Annotated in this window: 22 protein-coding genes, 1 pseudogene and 1 riboswitch; of the genes and pseudogenes, 9 read left to right on the forward strand and 14 right to left on the reverse strand. The window is 64.4% G+C overall.

Annotated features, from left to right (window positions below):
• Nucleotides 1–551 precede the first annotated feature (551 nt).
• A complete protein-coding gene (locus WBQ44_RS14125) occupies nt 552–857 on the reverse strand; it encodes a GNAT family N-acetyltransferase (RefSeq protein ID WP_495567305.1) in 306 nt (101 codons plus the stop codon).
• A gap of 133 nt (nt 858–990) precedes the next feature.
• Between WBQ44_RS14125 and WBQ44_RS14130 the strand changes: the two genes are divergently transcribed.
• Together WBQ44_RS14130 and WBQ44_RS14135 are read left to right on the forward strand one after the other, a co-directional pair.
• Entirely contained in the window at nt 991–1,761 is a 771-nt protein-coding gene (locus WBQ44_RS14130; protein ID WP_495567306.1) for a hypothetical protein, read from the forward strand.
• A gap of 237 nt (nt 1,762–1,998) precedes the next feature.
• Nucleotides 1,999–2,319 carry a homoserine dehydrogenase gene (locus tag WBQ44_RS14135; RefSeq protein WP_495567307.1) on the forward strand — a complete coding sequence of 107 codons (321 nt, stop codon included), beginning with the start codon at nt 1,999–2,001 and terminating at the stop codon, nt 2,317–2,319.
• A gap of 23 nt (nt 2,320–2,342) precedes the next feature.
• Here the strand turns inward: WBQ44_RS14135 and WBQ44_RS14140 are convergent, their stop codons facing one another.
• Entirely contained in the window at nt 2,343–2,708 is a 366-nt protein-coding gene (locus WBQ44_RS14140) for a helix-turn-helix domain-containing protein (RefSeq protein WP_495567308.1), read from the reverse strand.
• Between the two features lie 92 nt (nt 2,709–2,800).
• Here WBQ44_RS14140 and WBQ44_RS14145 point away from each other — a divergent pair.
• A pseudogene (locus WBQ44_RS14145) lies at nt 2,801–3,184 on the forward strand (NAD(P)H-dependent oxidoreductase); the annotation flags it as partial.
• A gap of 17 nt (nt 3,185–3,201) precedes the next feature.
• On the opposite strand, the gene WBQ44_RS14150 reads toward WBQ44_RS14145, so the two are convergent.
• From WBQ44_RS14150 to WBQ44_RS14170, 5 genes are all read right to left on the reverse strand, one after another.
• The gene (locus WBQ44_RS14150; protein ID WP_495567309.1) at nt 3,202–3,912 is read right to left on the reverse strand and encodes an ABC transporter ATP-binding protein; all 711 of its coding nucleotides are present in this window, start codon (nt 3,910–3,912) and stop codon (nt 3,202–3,204) included.
• A complete protein-coding gene (locus tag WBQ44_RS14155) occupies nt 3,912–4,751 on the reverse strand; it encodes an ABC transporter permease (protein WP_495567310.1) in 840 nt (279 codons plus the stop codon). Before WBQ44_RS14155 ends, WBQ44_RS14150 begins: the two co-directional genes overlap by 1 nt.
• Nucleotides 4,729–5,730, reverse strand: a complete 1,002-nt coding sequence (locus WBQ44_RS14160; protein WP_495567311.1) for an ABC transporter substrate-binding protein — start codon at nt 5,728–5,730, stop codon at nt 4,729–4,731. Before WBQ44_RS14160 ends, WBQ44_RS14155 begins: the two co-directional genes overlap by 23 nt.
• Entirely contained in the window at nt 5,727–6,452 is a 726-nt protein-coding gene (locus WBQ44_RS14165; RefSeq protein WP_495567312.1) for a TenA family protein, read from the reverse strand. The genes WBQ44_RS14160 and WBQ44_RS14165 overlap by 4 nt, the downstream gene beginning before the upstream one ends.
• Nucleotides 6,446–6,545: riboswitch (TPP riboswitch) on the reverse strand. Its footprint overlaps the gene before it by 7 nt.
• Before the next feature lie 26 nt (nt 6,546–6,571).
• Nucleotides 6,572–7,981: a sugar porter family MFS transporter gene (locus WBQ44_RS14170; protein WP_495567313.1), complete on the reverse strand. Its 1,410-nt coding sequence runs from the start codon at nt 7,979–7,981 to the stop codon at nt 6,572–6,574.
• A gap of 210 nt (nt 7,982–8,191) precedes the next feature.
• Between WBQ44_RS14170 and WBQ44_RS14175 the strand changes: the two genes are divergently transcribed.
• Nucleotides 8,192–9,733, forward strand: a complete 1,542-nt coding sequence (locus tag WBQ44_RS14175) for a carboxylesterase/lipase family protein (RefSeq protein ID WP_495567314.1) — start codon at nt 8,192–8,194, stop codon at nt 9,731–9,733.
• A 48-nt stretch (nt 9,734–9,781) separates the two neighbouring features.
• Nucleotides 9,782–11,296 (forward strand): ATP-dependent DNA ligase, encoded by a 1,515-nt coding sequence (locus tag WBQ44_RS14180; RefSeq protein WP_495567315.1) that lies wholly within the window; start codon nt 9,782–9,784, stop codon nt 11,294–11,296.
• On the opposite strand, the gene WBQ44_RS14185 is transcribed toward WBQ44_RS14180, so the two are convergent.
• From WBQ44_RS14185 to WBQ44_RS14195, 3 genes are all read right to left on the reverse strand, one after another.
• Nucleotides 11,293–12,654, reverse strand: a complete 1,362-nt coding sequence (locus WBQ44_RS14185; RefSeq protein WP_495567316.1) for an FAD-binding oxidoreductase — start codon at nt 12,652–12,654, stop codon at nt 11,293–11,295. The genes WBQ44_RS14180 and WBQ44_RS14185 overlap by 4 nt on opposite strands.
• A 125-nt stretch (nt 12,655–12,779) precedes the next feature.
• On the reverse strand, nt 12,780–13,298 hold the full coding sequence (locus tag WBQ44_RS14190; protein ID WP_495567317.1) for a DUF3558 domain-containing protein: 519 nt from the start codon (nt 13,296–13,298) through the stop codon (nt 12,780–12,782).
• A 4-nt stretch (nt 13,299–13,302) separates the two neighbouring features.
• Nucleotides 13,303–13,824 carry a DUF3558 domain-containing protein gene (locus WBQ44_RS14195; RefSeq protein ID WP_495567318.1) on the reverse strand — a complete coding sequence of 174 codons (522 nt, stop codon included), beginning with the start codon at nt 13,822–13,824 and terminating at the stop codon, nt 13,303–13,305.
• A 167-nt stretch (nt 13,825–13,991) separates the two neighbouring features.
• Between WBQ44_RS14195 and WBQ44_RS14200 the strand changes: the two genes are divergently transcribed.
• On the forward strand, nt 13,992–14,303 hold the full coding sequence (locus WBQ44_RS14200) for a hypothetical protein (RefSeq protein ID WP_495567319.1): 312 nt from the start codon (nt 13,992–13,994) through the stop codon (nt 14,301–14,303).
• On the opposite strand, the gene WBQ44_RS14205 is transcribed toward WBQ44_RS14200, so the two are convergent.
• Both WBQ44_RS14205 and WBQ44_RS14210 read right to left on the reverse strand, forming a co-directional pair.
• The gene (locus WBQ44_RS14205; RefSeq protein WP_495567320.1) at nt 14,300–14,929 is read right to left on the reverse strand and encodes a Type 1 glutamine amidotransferase-like domain-containing protein; all 630 of its coding nucleotides are present in this window, start codon (nt 14,927–14,929) and stop codon (nt 14,300–14,302) included. The two genes, WBQ44_RS14200 and WBQ44_RS14205, sit on opposite strands and share 4 nt — an antisense overlap.
• A complete protein-coding gene (locus WBQ44_RS14210) occupies nt 14,926–15,366 on the reverse strand; it encodes an HIT family protein (protein WP_495567321.1) in 441 nt (146 codons plus the stop codon). Before WBQ44_RS14210 ends, WBQ44_RS14205 begins: the two co-directional genes overlap by 4 nt.
• A gap of 254 nt (nt 15,367–15,620) precedes the next feature.
• Here WBQ44_RS14210 and WBQ44_RS14215 point away from each other — a divergent pair, with 254 nt between their 5' ends.
• The 3 genes from WBQ44_RS14215 to WBQ44_RS14225 are packed head-to-tail and all read left to right on the forward strand — an operon-like array spanning nt 15,621 to nt 18,504.
• Nucleotides 15,621–16,742, forward strand: coding sequence for a Re/Si-specific NAD(P)(+) transhydrogenase subunit alpha (locus WBQ44_RS14215; protein ID WP_495567322.1), 1,122 nt, complete (start codon nt 15,621–15,623; stop codon nt 16,740–16,742).
• The gene (locus tag WBQ44_RS14220) at nt 16,742–17,083 is read left to right on the forward strand and encodes an NAD(P) transhydrogenase subunit alpha part 2 (RefSeq protein ID WP_495567323.1); all 342 of its coding nucleotides are present in this window, start codon (nt 16,742–16,744) and stop codon (nt 17,081–17,083) included. Before WBQ44_RS14215 ends, WBQ44_RS14220 begins: the two co-directional genes overlap by 1 nt.
• The gene (locus tag WBQ44_RS14225) at nt 17,083–18,504 is read left to right on the forward strand and encodes an NAD(P)(+) transhydrogenase (Re/Si-specific) subunit beta (protein WP_495567324.1); all 1,422 of its coding nucleotides are present in this window, start codon (nt 17,083–17,085) and stop codon (nt 18,502–18,504) included. Before WBQ44_RS14220 ends, WBQ44_RS14225 begins: the two co-directional genes overlap by 1 nt.
• Nucleotides 18,505–18,575: 71 nt before the next feature.
• Here the strand turns inward: WBQ44_RS14225 and WBQ44_RS14230 are convergent, their stop codons facing one another.
• Nucleotides 18,576–19,265 (reverse strand): hypothetical protein, encoded by a 690-nt coding sequence (locus WBQ44_RS14230; protein ID WP_495567325.1) that lies wholly within the window; start codon nt 19,263–19,265, stop codon nt 18,576–18,578.
• Between the two features lie 114 nt (nt 19,266–19,379).
• A complete protein-coding gene (locus WBQ44_RS14235) occupies nt 19,380–20,621 on the reverse strand; it encodes an MFS transporter (RefSeq protein WP_495567326.1) in 1,242 nt (413 codons plus the stop codon).
• Between the last annotated feature and the right edge of the window lie 240 nt (nt 20,622–20,861).

Below are 20,861 nucleotides of genomic sequence, written 5' to 3' on the forward strand. Positions count from 1 at the left end.
GCGCCGATGGTACTGCACTCGACAGGGTGTGGGAGAGTAGGACACCGCCGAACACACATTCCAGACAACCCCCGACCACACGGTCGGGGGTTTTCTGCATTCCACGGCCGAAAAATTGTTGCCCAACATCGGATTTGGGCAAGTCCGCGGGCCCGCCGAGTGCTCGCAGACAGTGCGTGAATTAATTAGGTGGCACGTCTCGCGTCGGCAAAGCATGATGTCTTTCGTAGGCATTGTCGCAGCACACGGAGCGAGAGGGGTGCACTTTGGGAATTGTCCGCACAAGCGTTGACGCCCAGCATCTTTCGCGATGTGTCCGCGTCGGCCGAGTCATTTAGCGGCGCTGCGCCGTTCTTCTTTCACCTGTGTGGCTGCGCGGTATTCGCGCGCCCGATTCATGGCAATTTCTTGCTGTTCCGAGGAGTCTTTCGATATGTATTGGTACGAATATGTCATTCGCGATCACGAATTGCGGGTAGCAAAATCGTTGGAGCGTTACAACCGGCGCAAGAGGCCGGATTCGCATTCACCGGAGGGGTTCTTTCTCTTCGCTACTGCGCAGCGGGCGGTTCGTCGGAGGTGAGCAGTACTCCGTATCTGTCCGCGTTCGTTTCGATGAATTCACGAACGAACCAGCACGAAGGGTGCACCGTCATGCCGTCTCGGGCGGTGTCGTCGAGGGCCCGTTCCGTCAGCACCGCGGCATATCCCCTGCCGCGGTGCTCCGGGAGCGTGACGGTGTGATAGAAATTTCGCACCGTGTCCGCGTCGAAGTACTCGCTGTATGCGGCGATATCGGTGCCGAGTCGCAGCACGAACCGATGGCTCTCCGGCTCGTGGTCGGTGCTGATGTCCATGTGTCGATTGTGCACGGTTCCTGCGAGGGGTGTCTGGGCCTTAGACTGAGGGTGAAATCCGAGTCGTGCGCGTGCTACCCGTCGTAGGCACCTCTCATCATCTGCACGGGTAGGCAGAATCAGAGGTAGCACCGTGGAAGACGTATCGGAGCAGGGCATAAGAGCATTCATCGGAGCGGTGGTCATGCACGGGGGGCGTGCAGAACGGCTCACCACCTCGCGGCGGAACCCGGTTCGGGTATGGGGCGTAGACGGCTCGAGCTGCATCGTCAGGGTCAGGACCAAGGCTGCGGGAGACTGGAAGGCACGTCGCCAGGACGAATCGTTGGCGAGCGACGACACGGGTTCGTCCTACTGGGTGTTCGTCGACCTGGGACGTCCGGAGCCGGCGTTCTTCATGGTGTCGTCCGAAGAGATGGCCGCCGACATCAAGGGCGAGGTCGATCTCTGGGTTCAGGATTCGCCACTCCGCACGCGCACGGGCCACCACGCCATCGCCGTCGGGCGAGTCCAGCACGGCTACGACCGTTGGTCGCTCCTCGGTTTGAACGCCACGTCCGATCCGGAGCAGGCCGAGGCCGCAGAGGCTGCGATCGCCAACCGGGTCAAGATGACGGTGCGTCGCAGCAGTGCCAAGCGCGCCGCCGAGGTCGAAGAGGTCATCGATCTCCGCGTCCGCGTCGTCGCCGACTGTGAGGGCTACCGCCTCAGCGGACGGTACGACCCAGACAGCAAGCGGCTCGAGATCGTGCAGGGCCCCATGGAGGGGCGACGTTTCGATGATCCCACCCAGGCCGCGAGCGCTGTTGCAACTCACATCAGCGGCGACATCGAGGTCAGGGACGGCTGGAACTTCTGGGAACTCGATACGCCGGAGCGACAGCCTCTTGGGTCGCTGCAGTAGCCGGTTCACAACTTCCCGCTGGGAGCCTTGTGAACGGTGACAGCAAATACGAAAAACAGCGGATCAGCCCGGTTGTGGTGGATATCGTCGGTGAAGTTCTTGTTTGCAGGCCGAGTCCCGACGCCCTCACCACGTCATCGCTCACAGCGATAGGCAGTGGACCTACGTCGCAGATTCGATCCGAAGGATTTCGATGGCGACGGTGAGTGGCGTCGCCCACCAGGGGAGGCCAGTTCCGTGGGGCATTCGTTTCGTTCTCCGTCGCTGCACGCGTCGCGCTTTGTCATACTCGTTGCGCAGTTCGTCGACCGGCGAATTTCTGCCGACCATTTCTCCGCACAGTTTCGTGCACTGGAGCGCTCGGATTCCGGCTATCTCGACCGAGACGTCTCGAACATTGTTCGGAGGCTGTCGGTCGACGTCGGGGCATACCGCGGGGACGTCAACTTGCTCGGCGTCGACTACATCGACACGGAGCAATTGTGGCGGGCCTCCGGGGCGGCTTTCGCCGATCTGTTGACACTGCAGTCGGAATTGCTGGGCCGCGAAGCCGGATAGCCTCGGTAGGGCCGCGATCGAGGCTATGGGGTGAAGCGCTCCCGGTGCCGAACGAGGTCTTCGAGTCGAAAACGGCGGTGCGTCCCTCGCATTTCGATGGGCAGATCGCCCGCATCGGCGAGACGACGAACGTAGGTGTCGGACACTCCCAGAACCTCCGCCGCTTGCGAGGTGGTCAACAGTTCTCCGACCGGGCCGATCGTCACGGAGGTTCCCGTGGCGAGTTGACGAAGCAACTCCATGACAGCATTGCGGGCCGAGGAGTCCACGTCGAGAGCGACGCCGTCGACAGTCAGTTCCGGTGCGCGTCCGTCCAGCGTGCCGATGATCTCCGTGACTCGTCGTGCGTCTCGCGCCGACAGCGCGGACGCGATGTACCGGTGGTCCATGCAGCAAACCCTACTGGGGTTGATCTTTTCGGGAAGCCCAGTAGAAGGAGTGCCAGTGCGGCAGTTGTTGCACCTCGATTCGTCGACAGATCGTAGTTCTCGTCGGAGCCCCGATGTACAACTGGTCCATTCCGTCGACGTTGAAGGCATGGATCGACTACATCCATGTCCCGGGTATCACGGTGCCGTTCGATGCACCTACGCGTCCGGTCGAGGGCAAGCCCATCGTGGTGGTCTCCTCCCGCGGGAACCAGTACGGGCCGGGCACACCTGACTTCGGCGCCGATCACACCGTTCCGCAGCTGCAGCAGGTTCTCGGCACTGCACTGGGGATGACGGTGCTCGTCGTGACCATCGACCTCACGCTGGCCGGCCGGGTGCCGGCTCTCGAGCCCATGATTGCGCAGGCCGAGGCAAGTTTGGCCGACGCCAGTGAGGCCGTGACGGCTCTCGCGCGGAGACTAGGTGGGCAGTAGCGGCTGGTTCTGGCGACCTAGCCGAGCAGGACGTCCATCAGTTTGCTCTCGACGGCCGCGAAGGCGGGCGTCGTCACGATGCCCAGTTCGCGGGGCCTCGGCAGCGGCACGTCGACCGCACGCCGAACGCGCGCGGGTTTGTCCGACAGCACGATCACTCGATCGGACAGGTACACCGCCTCCCGGATGTCGTGGGTGATCATGAGGACGGTCCAGCCGTATTCGAGCCATACATCTTGCAGCCAGGACTGCATGCCCGTACGCGTCAGGGAATCCAACGCGCCGAACGGTTCGTCGAGCAGGAGCACTTCGCGTCCCTGGACCACCGTGCGCAGTACCGCAGCACGCTGCCTCATCCCTCCGGACAATGCGGACGGACGCGCATCCTCGTACCCGCTGAGGCCGAAGACGGGAAATAGCTCGCGTGCTCGCGCCCGTGCTTCTTTCTTCGGTAGTCCCTGAACTTCCAGCCCGAGACACGTGTTGTCCAGCACCGTCCGCCACGGGAACAAGAGGTCCTTCTGCGGCATGTAGGCGCTCGCGGGTGCGTCGACGATCCCCTCGTCCGGGGAGTCCAATCCGGCGAGCATGTTGAAGATCGTGCTCTTGCCGGATCCGCTCGGCCCGATGATGGAGACGAACTCGCCGGGCGAGACGTCGAAGCTCACGCCGGCAAGCACTTCCCGACCGTCGTACGCCTTCGTCAATCCGTTCACTCGCACCCGCATCAGCGTGGCCGACTGTCACGGGCCCAGGGCGCAACGAGGCGTTCGACCGCGTACGTCAGCAGGAACAGGGTGACGCTGATCGCGGCGGTGACAACAACCGCGGCCAGCACCAGATCGGTCCGGAACGAGTTCTTCTGTTGGCTCATGTAGATGCCGAGTCCCGCGCTGGCACCGGCGTACTCGGCGAAGATGGCGCCGACCACCGCGTAGGTGATGCCGATACGCAGGGACGTGAAGAAGCGGGGCATCGCGGACGGGAGCCGTACGTAGCGAAATTGCTGCCACCGACTCGCGCCCATCGCCGCCAGCAGCGAACGGGCATCGCGGTCGGTGGCGGCAAATCCTTCGATCAGACCGATCGCCATCGGGAAGAACGTGGCCAGTGCGATGACGAGGATCTTGGGTAGCAAGCCGAAGCCGAACCAGATGATGAGCAGTGGAGCAATAGCGATGATCGGCAGCGTTTGCGACACCACGAACAGCGGAACGACCGCACGCCTGAGCCACGGCGAGAAGTCGACTGCCACAGCCAGAATCCAGGCGACGACGAGAGATACTGCGAAGCCGACGACGGTGACCTGAAGCGTGGCGGCCGCGTTGGTGCCGATCGCTTCCCTGTGCGCCCACCCCTGGGTGATGATGCGTGACGGAGAGGGCAACACCTGCGGTCTGATGCCACTGAGCGAGACATATGCTTCCCAGCCGACAACGATCGCTACGACGATGGTCAGCGACGGCAGTGCCCATCGAACGACGTCGCCCACCCGAGGTGCCCGCTGCCGGGCAGGCTTCTCGATTCGGGTGGCCGTCGCCTGGTCAGCGGTCGCCGAGATAATCATTGGTGAAATAGGTGGACCAGTCGGGCTCGGCTGCGAGCGCGGCGCCGCTCTCGTCGACGAGAAGTCCATTGTCGTAGAGGAATTTCGAGTACCCGCTCCACTTGCCGAGATTCTGACCACCGACGACTCCTGCATCGTCCTTCATGTACCCGTCAGCGAGCATTTGCTGGCTCTCGAACACCAGCTTCTCGTCGGTGAACGTGCCCGGGTTGGCGTCGATGACGTCCTGAGCGGCCCGATCCGGATCGTCAGCCGCCACCTGGTACCCGCGCTGGAGAGCCTGAACGAACTTCGCGCCTTCCTCAGGGTTGTCGAGTAGCCAGTTCTCGTTGCCACTGATGGTGATGGCGTACGCGTCGGGGAACCCGAAATCGGTGTACTCGAAGTACTTCATCGGAGTTCCGCTGTGCTCGGCCTCGAGGCCCTCCCACGCGAGATACGACACGGTGAAATCCGCGGTGCCCGAGTACACGGCTTCGTAGGCCGACGTTCCAAGGACGACAGTCTCGTATTCGCCTGCTCCGCCGTCGTTTTCGATGACCTGGCGCACCGTGGCCTCCTCGCCGAGGTCACCGAAGCCCGCGTACACCTTGCCGTCCAGCGCGGCGGGACCCGTCAGATCCTGCCGGTCGGCGCGGACGCCGATACCGGTGGCCCAGCGCTGCAGCGGGGCCAGGACCGAGACGATCTGTGCGCCGGCGGCTTTCGCGAACGTGGTGGAACCCTGTGTGCTGATCCCGAATTCGGCGTTGCCCGAGTCGACCAGCGTGTCGGGCGAGGTGCTGTTGTAGGGGAGAACTTCCACGTCCAACCCGGCATCAGCGAAGAACCCCTCCTGCAGTGCCACGTACAGCCCGGTGTGATTGGTGTTCGGGGTCCAGTCGAGCGCGAACCGAATGGTGCCGGAGTCGTCTGACTGCGCGCACGCGGTCAGACTCGCGAACGTCACCGCGGCCACTACGAGCGCGCGGATTCTCACGGCGTCACCGGCCACGGCGTCGGGTGGAGGGCGGTGTCCCAGAACATCAGTTCGTACCGTGTCGCCACAAAGAACGCCTCGACCATCGCGTCGCGCTGCGCAGAGGTTGCCGCTTCCGCCGCGTCGTCGACGAGAATGCGCGCACCGTCGACGATGGTGCGGAACTCGTCGGAATCGTAGGTGGACACCCACCGTGCGTAGGGGTGTTCCGGATCCGTTCGGAGCACCTGCTGCGCAGCGGCCGACAGACGCACTGCCACATCGGCGTAGATCCAGAAGCACGGGAGAACGGCTGCTGCCGCCACCGGGTACGGCTCCGTCGCCGCGGCCGAGATCAGGTAGGACACGTAGCCGAGGCAGGCGGGCGAATGCGATGCGACGGAGTCCGCGGCCGGAAGCGCATCGCCGGACAGAAGGGACTCGTGCAGGGCCGCTTCGTCGACGGCACCGGCCGCGGACGTGGCCCAGAAGGCAGCGGTGGTTGCGTCGGGCGCCCGCGACGCCAGAAGCGACAACGCCTTGGCGTACCCGGCAAGGTACAGACGGTCCTGCTCGATGTAGGTGCGGAAGGCTCCGAGCGGCAGGGTTCCGTCGCCGAGCATCCGGAGAAAGTCCAGCTCGTCGATCGCGGCGCGGAGCGTTTCGGTATTCGCCCACAATAAGTCCGTGTGGCGTCGGTCGGTGTGGTGGACAGAGTCCACCGAGAGCACAGGCGTAGTCAAAGCCTCGACATCCCTTCGTCAGCATTACCTGAATCAGGTTCGACGGGTGTTATCTCAGCATCCGCATGTGCGGACGCACCCCGTGTCAGAACATCGCCGACGATAGCACCCTGCTGTGCTCAGTCGAGCATGTCCTCGAGTTCCATCCCCTTGGTCTCGGGGATCTTCGAGCGTACGAAGAAGAACGACACCACTGCCATGAGGGCGAAGAAACCGTAGATCGCCCACAGGCCGATGGCTTCGGTGAGTGGCGGAAATGCAAGTGTCACAGCGAAGTTGGCGACCCAGTTGGCGGCCGTCCCGACGCCGAGCGCCATGGCCCGCATACGGTTGGGGAACATCTCTCCGAGCAGGACCCACATGATGGGCCCCCACGTCGCGGCGAAGAAGATGACGAACAAGTTTGCGCCGATGAGGGCGACGGCCCCCCACGGGCTCGGCAGCGTTACGTCGTCGCCGCTGCCGATCTGCTGGGAGAACGCCACCGCCGCCATGAGAAGACCGACGAACATGCCGAGGGAGCCGGCGAGCAAGAGCTTGCGACGGCCGATGCGGTCGACGAACAGAATCGCTACGAACGTCATGGAGACGTTGATGACCGAGGTGATGACGGACGTGGTGAACGATTGCTCCTCGGTGAATCCGACCGACCTCCACAGGGTCGTCGAGTAGTAGAAGATCGCGTTGATGCCGACGAGCTGTTGCAGCACGGCCATGATGATTCCGACCCAGACGATCGGGTGCAGTCCGAATCGGGTGCCTTTGATGTCCTGGAACGACGACTTCGATTCCTTGCGGAGGGTCAACCGAATTTCATGGACGCGTTCGTTCGGGTGCAGCTCGCCCGTGATGTCGGCGAGAATCCTCGCCGCTTCTTCGTCGAGATGTTGGCCCACGAGATAGCGGGGTGATTCGGGGATGGTCACCGCGAGCAGTCCATAGATCAGTGCGGGGACGACGCCGACCAGGAACATCCAGCGCCACGCTTCGAGTCCCCACCACAGGTCGTTCGACGCACCGTCGGCTGCGCCCTGCAGCAGAGCGTCCGAGAGCAGGGCGGCGAAAATACCGACGGTGATGGCGAGTTGCTGCAGTGACGCCAGGCTTCCGCGCCACTTGGCCGGGGCGATCTCGGCGATGTACGCGGGCGCGATCACCGAGGCGATGCCGATGCCGAGTCCGCCGAGCACGCGCCACAGCATGAGGTCCGGCACGCTGAACGCGAGACCTGAGCCCAGAGAAGAAATGGTGAACAGCGCGGAGCCGAGGACCATCACCTTCTTGCGACCCCAGCGATCGGCCAGTGATCCGGCGAACCACGCACCGACCGCGCACCCGATCAGCGCGATCGCAACTACGAACCCGGTGGTGAAGGAGCCGAGCGAGAAGCGTCCCTCGATGGCGTCGACGGCCCCGTTGATGACGGAGCTGTCGAAGCCGAACAGGAAACCGCCGACGGCCGCAGCGACGCTGACGCCGATGACTTTTGCGCTGTGATGGCCGCCTGAGCGGGTCGGCGTCTCGGACATCCGGTCTCCTTTCGACGCGGAAGGAAAGATCCCTCCGGCCTGGGCCTGTGGAACGCGTGCAGCGGATTCGGTGCACTTCTGCTCAGGCTATGCCCGACCGTTCGCCCTGCGAAACAGTGGTCGGCGGGAACGCAGGTTAGGGCTCGCGTGAGGTTGGTACGTTGGCGTGCGCCGGACCGATCCGGCGCGTTCACCTGCCAAGGAGGTGCCATGACCGAAGCGACATGCCGCGTGATGACGCCGGACGGGGAAGTCGTCGGCCACCTCGACGGCGCCGTCTACGCGTGGAAGGGCATTCCCTACGCAGCCCCGACGGACGGCGAGCACCGCTTCAGGGCGCCGCGTCCGGTCGAGCCCTGGACCGAACCGCTGGACTGTCTCCGCTTCGGTCCGGTCGCCCCACAGGGTCGGGACAATCCGGTGCCCATCGACCCGACCCTGCCGCAGTCGGAGGACTGTCTGTCGGTGAACGTCTGGGCTCCCGAGCCCGACGGAACCCCGCGGCCCGTCATGGTCTGGATTCACGGTGGTGCGTATTCGTTGGGGTCGGCCGCGCAGACCGTGTACGACGGACGCGCTCTCGCCGAACTCGGCGACCTGGTGCTCGTCACGGTGAACTACCGCGTCGGGGCGTTCGGCTTCCTCGACCTGTCGTCGTTCTCCACCGACGACACCGTGTTCGACTCGAATGTCGGATTACGTGATCAGATCGCTGCTCTCGAATGGGTGCACAGGAGCATCGGCGCCTTCGGCGGAGACGCGTCGAACGTGACGGTGTTCGGTGAGTCCTCGGGGGGCGCATCGGTGACAACCCTGATGACGTCGCCCAGAACGGAGGGCCTGTTCCACCGGGCGATCGTGCAGAGTGCCCCGGCGACATCGGTGTACGGCCCGGATCGTGCGGCGCAGGTGGCTGCTCGCTTCCTCGACATCTCCGGGGTGACACCGGAACGCGTGCACGAACTCAAGACGACCGACTTCGAGACATTGGTCGAGGCGAGCGACACGCTCTGCTACGACGTTCCGGCGCGCGTACCGGGCACGCTGGGGCTGGCTCCCGTCGTCGACGGGTACATCGTTCCGCGCTATCCCGTTGCCGCGTTCCAGAAGGGCTTTGCGCACCGGATCCCGATGATCATCGGCACCAATCACGACGAGGCGTCGATCTTCCGGTTGATGAAGTCGCCGTTGATGCCGGTCACGTCGGACACCGTCACCGAGATGTTCCGGGCGATAGCCAACGACCACGCCGACCTCCCCGCCTTCCGGGTCGCGGAGATCATGTCGGCGTATCCGGACCGCTCGACCACGGCCGGAGCCCTGGCCATGTCGAGGGACGCAGGTTTCACGATGCCGAGCCTGTGGATCGCCGACGCGCACAGCAGGCACTCACCGGTGTGGATGTATCGGTTCGACCATGCGACCCCGATGTTGAAGGCGGCACGGATCGGCGCCGGGCACGCAACCGAATTACCCTATGTATTCGGCAATTTCGGGACGCTGAACCGCGACCCGACGTTCTGGCTCGGTGGTCGCAAAGCAGCCATGGCGGTGTCGGCTCGAGTGATGAAACGGTGGGTCGCGTTCGCCCGACACGGCGTGCCGGCCACGCTCGACGGTGCCAAACACTGGCCGCTGTACGCCGAGCCCGAGCGGTCGACACTCGTCATCGACGGTCAGGACACCGTCGTCGACGACCCGGACAGCGCACTGCGTACCGCGTGGGGAGACCGGGTCCTCGGCTTCAGCTGATCGGGTGGTTCAGGGTTGGATGTCGGGGCTTCGGGTTACGTTCGGGGGGTGCTGTTCACCAGGATCATCGACACCTCTCAGGCCGTGGGCGCCACACGTTCGCGCAAGGCGAAGATCGAGTCGCTGCGCGAACTCCTCGGCAACCTCGATCCCGGCGACGTCGGCACCGTCGTCTCGTGGCTATCGGGCGAGCTCCCACAGGGACGAATCGGCATCGGCTGGAAAACGTTGTCGGGCATCGACGTCGCCCCGACAGACGAGGGCGCATTGACGATCACGGACGTCGATTCGGCGTTGGCGGCCATCGCGTCGACGTCCGGTTCCGGGTCCACGGCCAGACGCCGCGAACTGTTGAGCGACTTGTTCGGCTCGGCCACCCGAAGCGAACGTGAGTTCCTGATTCGGTTGATGACCGGCGAGCTGCGGCAGGGTGCGCTCGAAGGCGTGATGACGGACGCCATCGCCAAGGCTGCCGGCCTGCCTCTCGATCCGGTACGACGCGCATTCATGCTCTCCGGACGGCTGGCTGCGACGGCCACGGCAGCGTTGACCGGGGGAGAGGACGCGCTCGAGGCGTTCGGCCTCGAGATCGGCAGGCCCATTCGGCCGATGTTGGCCTCCCCTGCGGAGAGTCTCCTTTCGGCGTGGACGGAGCTCACGGGCGATGTGAGCGTGGAGTACAAATTGGACGGGGCGCGCATTCAGGTGCACCGTGACGGCGACGAGGTCCACATCTACACGCGCACGTTGCGCGAGATCACCGACGGCGTACCCGAGCTGGTAGATCTGGTGCGGTCGTTGCCGTGCACCTCGGTCGTGCTCGACGGGGAAACGCTCGCGCTCACCGACAGCGGACGCCCTCGCCCGTTCCAGGAAACGATGAGCCGGTTCGGAGCGCAGAGCACGCACGAACTGCTGCTTCGCCCCTATTTCTTCGACTGCATCCACCTCGACGGCGAGGACCTGCTCGATCAACCGTTGACCAAACGCCTCGATGCCCTCGAACTCGTGGCGCCCGAGCACCGGATTCCGGCGCTTCTGCGTCCTGATGCCGATGCGGCCGCCGGGCACTTCGACGCAGCCATGGACGCCGGCCACGAAGGTGTCATGGTCAAAGCGCTGTCCTCGGTGTACGCCGCGGGCAGGCGGGGCCGGACCTGGCAGAAGGTCAAACCCGAGCACACACTCGACCTGATAGTTCTGGGCGCGGAGTGGGGTTACGGGCGTCGGACGGGCTGGCTGTCCAACCTTCACCTCGGAGCGCGAAACCCCGACGGAGGCGAGCCCATCATGGTCGGCAAGACGTTCAAGGGCCTCACCGATCAGTTGTTGCAGTGGCAGACCGAAGAGTTCCCCTTGCACGAGCGCGCCCGCGACGAGCACACGGTCTACCTGGAGCCGGATCTGGTCGTGGAGATCGAACTCGACGGGGTGCAGGTGAGCACGCGATACCCGGGGGGCGTCGCTCTGAGATTCGCACGCGTACTGCGGTATCGGCCCGACAAGACCCACGCCGAAGCCGACACCATCGATGCCGTCCGGGCGTTGCTGCAGGCGGGTTAGAGCACCGCACCCGGGTTGAGGATACCGTCGGGGTCGAGAGCGGATTTGATGCGTGCTGTCAGCTTCATGACGTCCTCACCCACCTGGTCGGGCAGCCACGCCTTCTTCAGCCTTCCGACGCCGTGTTCGCCGGTGATGGTGCCGCCCAGCGATATTGCGAGATCCATGATTGCGCCGAACGCGATGTTCGCTCGCCGCTCCATGTCTGCGTCGGCGGGATCGAACACGATCAGAGGATGAGTGTTGCCGTCGCCGGCATGAGCGATGACCGCGACGAGCACGCCGTATTTCTCCGAGATCCGTTCGATCCCCTCGACGAGGTCGGGCAGAGCAGGCAACGGCACCCCGACGTCCTCGAGCAACAAACTGCCGAGTCGCTCCACCGCCGGAATCGCGAAACGCCTTGCTGCAGCGAAGGCTTCACCCTCGTCGGGATCGTCCGTCGTGAACACATCGGACGCACCCGCCTCGGTACACGCCGCAGCCATGATGTCGATTTCACGGGCACGATCGGCACCAGGGGAATCGGAACGCGCGATCAGCATCGCCGACGCCCCACGGTCCAGGCCCATCTTCATCGCGTCCTCGACGGCACCGATCGACGCACGGTCCATGAACTCGAGCATCGACGGACGAAGCGTGCGGGTGATGGCCAGGATGGCGGCGGTGGCGTCGTGCACCGAAGAGAACGACGCAACCACCGTGCTCGCAGGTTGCTGCGCCGGCACCAGGCGGACGGTGATCTCGGTGATGATGCCGAGGGTGCCCTCGCTGCCGACGAAGAGCTTCGTCAGTGACAGTCCTGCAACGTCTTTCAGTCTCGGACCGCCGAGTCGCACGGCAGTACCGTCGGCGAGAACGACTTCGAGTCCGAGTACGTAATCGGTTGTCACACCGTACTTCACGCAGCAGAGGCCACCCGCGTTCGTCGCGGCGTTACCACCGATCGAACACATTTCGAACGACGAGGGATCCGGGGGATACCACAGTCCGTGCTCGGCGGCTGCCTTCTTGACCTCGACGTTGAGCAGGCCGGGTTGCGTCACCGCGATGCGGGTCACCGGGTCGACGACGATATCGCGCATCAACTCGGTGCTCAGTACGATGCCACCGTCGACAGCTGTTGCACCGCCGGACAATCCGGACCCTGCACCGCGTGGCACCACGGCGATGTGGTGCTCGCTCGCCCAGCGCATCACCGTCTGAACGTCCGCCGTGCACGTCGCTCGAACTACGGCGAGGGGTCGGCCCGCGTTCGGGTCTTTGGCCCAGTCGCGGCGGTACCCCTCGGTGACGTCCGGGTCCGTCAGCACGGCCCCGGTGGGAAGGGCCGCCTCGAGCTTGCTCAGGTCGGTCATCGTGCACTCCATGTTTTCTGAAAAAAGCGGCGGTGCGCTGTTGTGTTTTCTGAAAAAAGCGGCGGTGCGCTGTTGCCCGAGCTCACTGGTCACGAGCTTATGGGTCACCGCCGAGGTTGGAGCCGTTATTGATTGCGCTGAAGCGTCAGTTCTGCCAGCCGGGTAGCGCCCGCGCACGGATCGGCGGCGGCGTTTCGATACTGCACCCACCAGGTGATGGTGCCCGTGTAGGACGCAGTGATTCCGCAGGACGCAGGATCGCCCGGCCGTCGCGAGAGGAACGCGCCGGCGCCGGAGATTGTCACCGGTTCGATCTGGTAGTTCAGCTTCTCGGCGAGCGCCCGTTCGCGGCCCAGCGTGTTGTCCTCGAACCACGCGAAGGTGACATCCACCGTGCCCGCCGCGGTGGTGCCGGTCCACATGCACACTGCGCCGAAGAAGTACTGTCGAACGGCGTCCGCCTGCACCGATTCGGCGATCTTGTCGTCGGGCACCGCGACGCATTCCTGCAGGAGTTTGTCGAATTCGGTGTTCATCTCACCCGCGCCTTCTGCGACGGGGGTTCCGGTGACGGTGGTGCCGCAGCCGGTGATCAGCAGCAGAGCGGCCGAAGCCGAAGCAGCGAGTCGAGCGGACCTGGTCATCGCGTCACCTCGCGTTCTCGACGGTGGCCTGGGCAAGGGCTTCGGTGACCTGGCAGACGTCCCGCGATGGGACGGAGAAGACGTAGTTGACCGACCAGTGCAGAAACCCGTCGCCGTTTTCGACGCCCGCCTCGCACGAGGTGTCGTTGCCGCGTGCGGTGAAGCCCGGATGACCGTCGGCTTCGATGGTCGAAATTTCCCGACCGATCCGGCCCGCGACGGTGCGCTCGCGATCGATTGGGGAGGCCCGGTACCAGGTGAACATCGCGTACGAGCCAGTGTCGGCCGAATCCCAGCGGCAACTCACCGCGTTCTGCGACGTCGAAGCGAGGCCTCTGATTCCGGTGATCTCCGTCAGTTGGTCCTCGGTGATGGATCCGCATTCACCAACGAACAACTCTTCGGTTCGCGGGTCGCCGCCCGGCGCATCTCCCGTTGATTCCTCCGGGTCGGAGTCGGACGAGGAGCAGCCGGTCGCGATGGCGCACAGGGCGGTGAGTCCGACGATTGTTCCCCTCTTCCACACGGGGCGAAGCCTACCGAGTCGGCCGCACCTCCGGCAGTCCGCCTGGCCGCGCCGCTGTCACATCTGCCACTTCCGTCACTTCCGTTACCCGATCGATGCGTCCGCGCAACGGAATGTTGTAGCTCCGGGGGCTAGCGTCCAGTTCTGGACCGCAAGGAGGACCGAACATGATGAATCCCCAGCAGCAATCGTGGACCTACGTAGCCGCCATGTTCTCGTACGAGTTTCAGGACGGCGGCGTCGATTACGACACCATCGAGGCAATTCACCGCGGCGAAGTCGCCGAATGGGTGAGCGCGCTTGCGCACTCGGGAATCGTCGAGAACGCGACGGTCGCCGAGGTCGAGTCGACATGGAGGCAACGGCCTCGGCTGCTGCTGGACATGCTGCTGCTCGACGCGGACGAGATGACGCGGCGGCGCTGCGACATGGCGTGGTCCTCGCTCGATCGCCTCGCTCCGATCGCCCAATCCGGCTAGATCCGTTCCGTCCGATCACCGTTGACGACGACTACCTGCTCGTCGGTCAGGGTCAGATGCCGAACGCCCTCGCGTTCGAACTTCGCCACCATCGCCGCGCCCGCGCCGTTCTCGTCGAGGACCGACCCGAAGTGGGGCACGAGCGCGAAATCGACCAACCCGAGTCCCTCCCAGACCACAGCGCCGTCCGCAATCTCCGCGGGGTCGTCGGCCTGGTCGACCCCGCGCAGGGAAGGCGACGCCACACACGCGCCCGCGCTGTATCCCGCGTAGACCAGACGCCCGTCGCGCACCCGCGAGACGATGGGTTCGTCGGCGCCGCACTGATGAAGTACCGACCGCAACACGAATGTGTTGCCGCCCCTGATCCACAGCGTCTGTACGGAATCCAGTTCGGCCGCAAGCGCATCCGGTCTGTCGCGGAATCGCCGCACATCGAGTTCGTACGGGTCGTACCCGAGGTCGCGTAAACCGCGGATTTCACTCGTCAGCGCCGACTCGCGGGCCTGCTCGGGCCACCCGTCGGTCGCATGCGAGATGACGGCGACGCGCCCCGGCCCCGACGTCAGAGCGCGAAACTCGTCCACGTGAGCGCCGAAGCGATACGAGGCGAGGAACAGCTTCATCGGCTCTCCTCGTGGGCGAGGCGGTCGAGTCCGGCGCGTATCGAGGTGGCCGTGCCCTCTGCATCACGGAGTCGGCGGGTGACGAAACCGGCGACGAACCGGAGCTTGTCGCCTGTGCGCCGGGGCACGACGTGCAGGTGGCTGTGAAAGACCGTCTGAAATGCGGACTTACCGTCGTTGACGACGAGATTGACCCCGTCGGCACGGAGGTCCGACCGCCGCATCGCTTTCGAGATGCGTTGTCCGGCGGCGAACACAGCGGCCGCGGCGGCAGGGGGCATCGAGTCGAGATCCGAGAAATGCTGCTTCGGAATCACCAGGACATGTCCCGTGGTGACGGGCCGAATATCGAGGAAGGCCAGCACGTCCTCGGTGTCGAGTACGACGGTCGACGGTGCTTCGGCGGCGACGATGGCGCAGAAGATACAGGGGGTCACCGCGCCAACTGTATGCGTGCGACCCGGCCGGCAACCGCTATGACGTCGATCACAGACTTGCCGCATGCATGCCACGTCGCGACCGTTCGGATTCGATTCAGAGACCAGTCGGTGTGGCGTGGGTTACCCGGCCGGTGTCTCGTCTGGCTATCATCAGTCACCTTGTGCCTTGCCCGCACGAAGTGCCTTTCGTCGCGCGAACACAACCGTTCGTCGGGTCACAGGTGCCATTCGACTTCAGGGAAGACGGAGATTTGGAAACCACGGAGAGTACCGAGAACGCAACCAGTACCGGAACGACCCGCGTCGGCGTCGTACGTGAATCCGGAGACGGCGAGCGTCGAGTCGCACTCGTGCCGAAGATCGTCGCGTCACTGTCGGGGAAGGGCGTGGAGATCGTCGTCGAGTCCGGTGCCGGGCTCGGTGCGTTGATCCCGGACGAGCTCTACATCGCTGCCGGAGCGACCATCGGTGATCCATGGTCCGCCGATGTCGTGGTCAAGGTGGCGCCGCCCACGGAGGCGGAGATCGCCAAGTTGTCGTCGGGTTCGACGCTCATCGGGTTCTTGGCCCCGCGCAATGCGGACAACAGCATCGGCGCGTTGAAGGCTGCGGGTGTGCAGGCGTTCGCGGTGGAGGCCATCCCGCGTATCTCCCGCGCGCAGGTGATGGACGCACTGTCCTCTCAGGCCAATGTGGCCGGGTACAAATCGGTGTTGTTGGCGGCATCGGAGTCGACCCGGTTCTTCCCGATGCTCACCACCGCCGCAGGCACGGTCAAGCCCGCATCCGTTCTCGTTCTCGGCGTCGGTGTGGCCGGTCTACAGGCTCTGGCTACGGCGAAGCGCCTCGGTGGACGGCCCACGGGATACGACGTACGCCCCGAGGTCGCTGATCAGGTGCGGTCGGTCGGTGCGCAGTGGCTCGACCTCGGTATCGACGCCGCAGGCGAGGGCGGTTACGCCCGCGAGCTCACCGACGACGAGCGTGCCCAGCAGCAACAGGCTCTCGAAGAAGCGATCAAGGGCTTCGACGTCGTCATCACCACGGCGCTCGTGCCGGGTCGTCCTGCGCCGCGCTTGGTCACGGCCGCCGCAGTGGAAGGTATGAAGCCCGGCTCCGTCGTGGTCGACCTGGCCGGGGAAACCGGTGGCAACTGCGAGCTGACCGAGCCGGGGCAGACGGTGGTCAGGCACGACGTGACGATCTGCTCGCCGCTGAACCTGCCTGCCACCATGCCCGAGCACGCCAGCGAGCTGTACTCGAAGAACATTTCGGCCCTGCTCGAATTGATGCTCGTCGACGGGCGTCTTGCACCGGACTTCTCGGACGAGGTTCTGGCCGGTGCCTGCGTCACCCGTGAGAAGGAGAACTGATGTACACCCCGTTGTTGGCGAATATCGCGATCCTGGTGTTGTCCGGGTTCGTCGGGTTCGCAGTGATTTCCAAGGTGCCCAACACCCTGCACACTCCGCTGATGTCGGGCACCAATGCCATCCACGGCATCGTGGTCCTCGGCGCCCTGGTGGTGCTGGGCAAGGTCGAGGATCCGTCCATCGGTCTGCAGATCATTCTCTTCGTCGCCTTGGTGTTCGGCACGGTCAACGTGATCGGTGGCTTTGTCGTCACCGACCGGATGCTGTCGATGTTCAAGTCCAAGCCGGTGCCTGTCACCTCACCTTCTTCAACTGCGGCCGAGAAGGGTTCTGACTCCTGATGGAAAATCTCGTCAACGTTCTCTACATCATCGCGTTCGGCATGTTCATCTATGGCTTGATGGGGTTGACCGGCCCGAAGACCGCTGTTCGCGGTAACCAGATCGCCGCGATCGGCATGGTCATCGCCGTCGTCGCGACGCTCATCTCCGTCCGTGACACCGGCAACTGGATCCTGATCATCGCCGGTCTCGTCGTCGGTGTCGCCCTCGGTATTCCGCCGGCACGTCGGGTGAAGATGACCGCGATGCCGCAGCTCGTCGCACTGTTCAACGGCGTCGGCGGCGGAACCGTCGCTCTGATTGCGTGGGCCGAGTTCCTCGACACCTCCGGCTTCTCGAACTTCCATCACGGTGAGTCGCCGACGGTGCACATCGTCATCGGTTCGCTGTTCGCGGCGATCATCGGATCGATCTCGTTCTGGGGTTCGCTCATCGCGTTCCTCAAGCTGCAGGAAACGCTCCCGGGTAGCCCGATCACGATTGGCAAGCTGCAGCAGCCGCTCAATGCGCTGCTGCTCATCGGCGCCGTGGCCGCGGCCGTGGTCATCGGCATCAACGCCACCCCGGGCGGCGGTGTCTCGCAGTGGTGGATCGTGGCGGTCCTCGTCCTCGCGGGCATTCTGGGACTGACCGTGGTGCTGCCGATCGGCGGCGCGGACATGCCGGTCGTCATTTCGTTGCTCAATGCGCTCACCGGTCTCTCCGCTGCCGCTGCGGGTCTTGCGCTCGACAACACGGCGATGATTGTGGCAGGCATGATCGTCGGTGCCTCGGGCACGATCTTGACCAACTTGATGGCCAAGGCCATGAACCGGTCCATTCCCGCGATCGTTGCAGGCGGCTTCGGTGGCGGCAGCGCTGCTGCCGGGCCTGCGGGCGCAGGTGGCGGTACCGCCAAGGCGACTTCCGCTGCCGACGCTGCGATCCAGATGGCCTACGCGAACCAGGTGATCGTCGTTCCCGGTTACGGTTTGGCCGTCGCGCAGGCTCAACACGCGGTCAAGGACATGGCGAAGTTGCTCGAGTCGAAGGGTGTCGAGGTCAAGTACGCCATTCACCCTGTTGCCGGCCGTATGCCCGGACACATGAATGTGCTTCTGGCCGAAGCGGATGTCGCTTACGACGCGATGAAGGAAATGGACGACATCAATGACGAGTTCGGGCGGACCGACGTCAGGGTGGTCATCGGAGCGAACGATGTCACCAATCCGGCGGCGCGCAACGATCCGTCGAGCCCGATCCACGGAATGCCGATCTTGAACGTCGACCAGTCGAAGTCCGTCATCGTGCTCAAGCGGTCGATGTCGTCCGGGTTCGCCGGTATCGACAATCCGCTGTTCTTCGCCGAGGGCACCTCGATGCTTTTCGGCGATGCGAAGAAGTCCGTCTCGGACGTCACCGAGGAGCTCAAAGCGCTGTAGCGCGCCTCCGGCGCCCGTGTTCCAAAAGTGTTGTTCACGCAACACTTTTTGGACACGGGCGTCGTGGCATGTCAGCGCCTGCGCAACGCCATCGCAGCGGTGTCGAGGGGGTTGGCCGCTTCGCGTTCGGCTGCGACGGGTGAGAACACCATGACCGTCGATGCCAGGGCCCACCAGAGCGCGACGATCAGGAACGTCGTCACGATTCCCACCACGGTGGCCGAACCACCCACCACCGCCGCTCCTGCAACCGTCAGCGCAACAACGGCGCCGAGCCCTGTCACAGCGGGCACAAACCTGGGCGCGGCCACGAGTGCGGCGCCGCAGATCAGCGCGGCGCAGGCGGTGACGCTGCCATTCGGAAGCGCCGAGGCGGGCACGAGCCCGTATGCCCACGCGCGGACTGCTGCGGTGGTCAACGAGGCTCCGACGGTCAACCCGATTACCGCGCCGATCCCGTAAGGGAGTTTGCGTACCACCGACACGATGGTCAACGCCGCGACGGCCACCAGCACCGGTGTGATGCCGAACAACCGCAACAGCGTTTCCGATGGCGCGGTCAAGCCGGGGACGATTGCTCGCGAGTGGGGGTAGCCTATTCCAAGCTTGGGCAGCCCGACCAAGACGACGATCAGTGCTGCCACCGAGCCGGCGGCGCCGCACAAGCGGACGAGCGTAGCCCGTGCACGCCGCGCTGCATCGCGATGGAATTGGTGATCATCCAGTTCGAGAAGTTCCATGCTGTCCGTGTTCACGCCCATGCCCCGACGGCCCCCCTGTATCACTTCGCGCGCAGTTGCCTCGACTGCTTCGTTGCTTTGTCGTTCGTGTACGAGGATGCAACACGACTCTGAATTTCCGCTGTGAGGGTGGTGTCAGCCGGCCGCGGGTACCGCGGTGGACGCGGGGCGTACGACGCCCGCGGCAGCGGTCGCGACGAAGGTCAGGACGAGGGGGACGACCATCGCGGTTGTCAGAGACACGAAGTGCGACGTCCAGCCGATGATTGCGGGACCGGCGAGGAACCCGACATATCCCATTCCGACGACCCGGGACATGTTGGTGGCCGCGGCACCGGTACTCAGATTGCCGGCGCTAGTGAAAATCTGTGGAATGCTGCCGGACAGCCCGAGTCCGAAGAGGGCCCAGCCGGCGAGGGTCAGCGGGAGCCAATCCGAGACGAGTACGCCCAGCATGCCCACGGATGCGACAAGGTTGCCGTAGCGGACGACTGCGACGGGCCCGAACCGCCCGCTGACACGGTCGGCGCAGAACCGGCCGACGGTCATCATGGCCGCGAAGAATCCGAACGCGAGGGCCGCGATGCCGTCGGACGTTCCCAGGTGTTCCTTGACCTGAAGGGTGCTCCAGTCGTTGGCGACCCCCTCGGAAAGCATCAGCGCGAAAGCGAGAACACCGAGAATCAGAACGCGCGGCGAGAAGCGGGCGGCACCGACCGATGCCGACTTCTGCCCGGTTCGAGCAGTGTCGGTTGGAGCAGTGTCGGTTCGGGCAGTGTCTTTCCGAGAGGCGGGCGAGGACGGGTCGAGTAGGAACGGTCGGCAACCGGCGACGATCGCGAGTCCGAGGGCTGCGGCGCCGCCCATGGATACGGCGATGGGGACGTCGTTGGCAAGAGTCACTGCTCCGACGAGTGATCCGACAACGCCGCCCACCGAGAACAGGGCATGGAACGCGCTCATGATGGGGCGAGGGTAGATGCGCTCGATGTCGACTGCCTGCGAGTTCATGGAGACGTCCAGTGAGCCGTTGAACAGACCGAACGCAAACAGCGACACTCCAAGGGTGGCGATGTCGACGGACAGTGCAGGGCCCAGCAGCGCGCAGGAAAGGCCGGCAGCGGAGATGGTAACGAGTCGGTTACTTCCATACCTGTCGGACAGCGGTCCGGACGCCTGCATTCCGAAAATTGCGCCGGCGGCGAGGACGAGCAGAAGCGATCCGAGGGTCGAATGGGAGATGTCGGTGCGGCGCTCGATGCTCGGAATATGAACGACCCACATCGCAAACAAGAACCCGTTTACGCCGAAGATGCCGAAGACGGATGCTCTTGCGCGTCGGGCAGAGGTGGGGACCTCGTACGAGTTCTGTACCACGATAGGCAACGCTACCTGGTGATTCTTCGGTCTCGAGCGCCGCGGAGTATTGAGCTGCGTAGCGAAAAGCATTCGTAACAGAAAGGCCACCGGATGATTCCAGTAGTTGTGACGCTTATCACATCATTTGGTTTGGTCTGGCGACGCTCGTCAGGGTGAGCGTAGTTTCAACGAATCGGGAAAAGCTCAAATTCGTTACAACCGGTTTCGTAACGATTCGAACACGGTGCCGAAGATGCC

The organism is Rhodococcus sp. (in: high G+C Gram-positive bacteria) (assembly GCF_049591685.1).
Classification (GTDB): Bacteria; Actinomycetota; Actinomycetes; order Mycobacteriales; family Mycobacteriaceae; genus Rhodococcoides.

Bases quoted from the DNA above. Each gene is read 5' to 3' on its own strand.
- WBQ44_RS14125 (WP_495567305.1), bottom strand. From the start codon at position 857: ATGGACATCAGCACCGACCACGAGCCGGAGAGCCATCGGTTCGTGCTG.
- WBQ44_RS14140 (WP_495567308.1), bottom strand. From the start codon at position 2,708: ATGGACCACCGGTACATCGCGTCCGCGCTGTCGGCGCGAGACGCACGA.
- WBQ44_RS14150 (WP_495567309.1), bottom strand. From the start codon at position 3,912: ATGCGGGTGCGAGTGAACGGATTGACGAAGGCGTACGACGGTCGGGAA.
- WBQ44_RS14155 (WP_495567310.1), bottom strand. From the start codon at position 4,751: ATGATTATCTCGGCGACCGCTGACCAGGCGACGGCCACCCGAATCGAG.
- WBQ44_RS14170 (WP_495567313.1), bottom strand. From the start codon at position 7,981: ATGTCCGAGACGCCGACCCGCTCAGGCGGCCATCACAGCGCAAAAGTC.
- WBQ44_RS14175 (WP_495567314.1), top strand. From the start codon at position 8,192: ATGACCGAAGCGACATGCCGCGTGATGACGCCGGACGGGGAAGTCGTC.
- WBQ44_RS14185 (WP_495567316.1), bottom strand. From the start codon at position 12,654: ATGACCGACCTGAGCAAGCTCGAGGCGGCCCTTCCCACCGGGGCCGTG.
- WBQ44_RS14190 (WP_495567317.1), bottom strand. From the start codon at position 13,298: ATGACCAGGTCCGCTCGACTCGCTGCTTCGGCTTCGGCCGCTCTGCTG.
- WBQ44_RS14200 (WP_495567319.1), top strand. From the start codon at position 13,992: ATGATGAATCCCCAGCAGCAATCGTGGACCTACGTAGCCGCCATGTTC.
- WBQ44_RS14205 (WP_495567320.1), bottom strand. From the start codon at position 14,929: ATGAAGCTGTTCCTCGCCTCGTATCGCTTCGGCGCTCACGTGGACGAG.
- WBQ44_RS14220 (WP_495567323.1), top strand. From the start codon at position 16,742: ATGTACACCCCGTTGTTGGCGAATATCGCGATCCTGGTGTTGTCCGGG.
- WBQ44_RS14225 (WP_495567324.1), top strand. From the start codon at position 17,083: ATGGAAAATCTCGTCAACGTTCTCTACATCATCGCGTTCGGCATGTTC.
- WBQ44_RS14230 (WP_495567325.1), bottom strand. From the start codon at position 19,265: ATGGGCGTGAACACGGACAGCATGGAACTTCTCGAACTGGATGATCAC.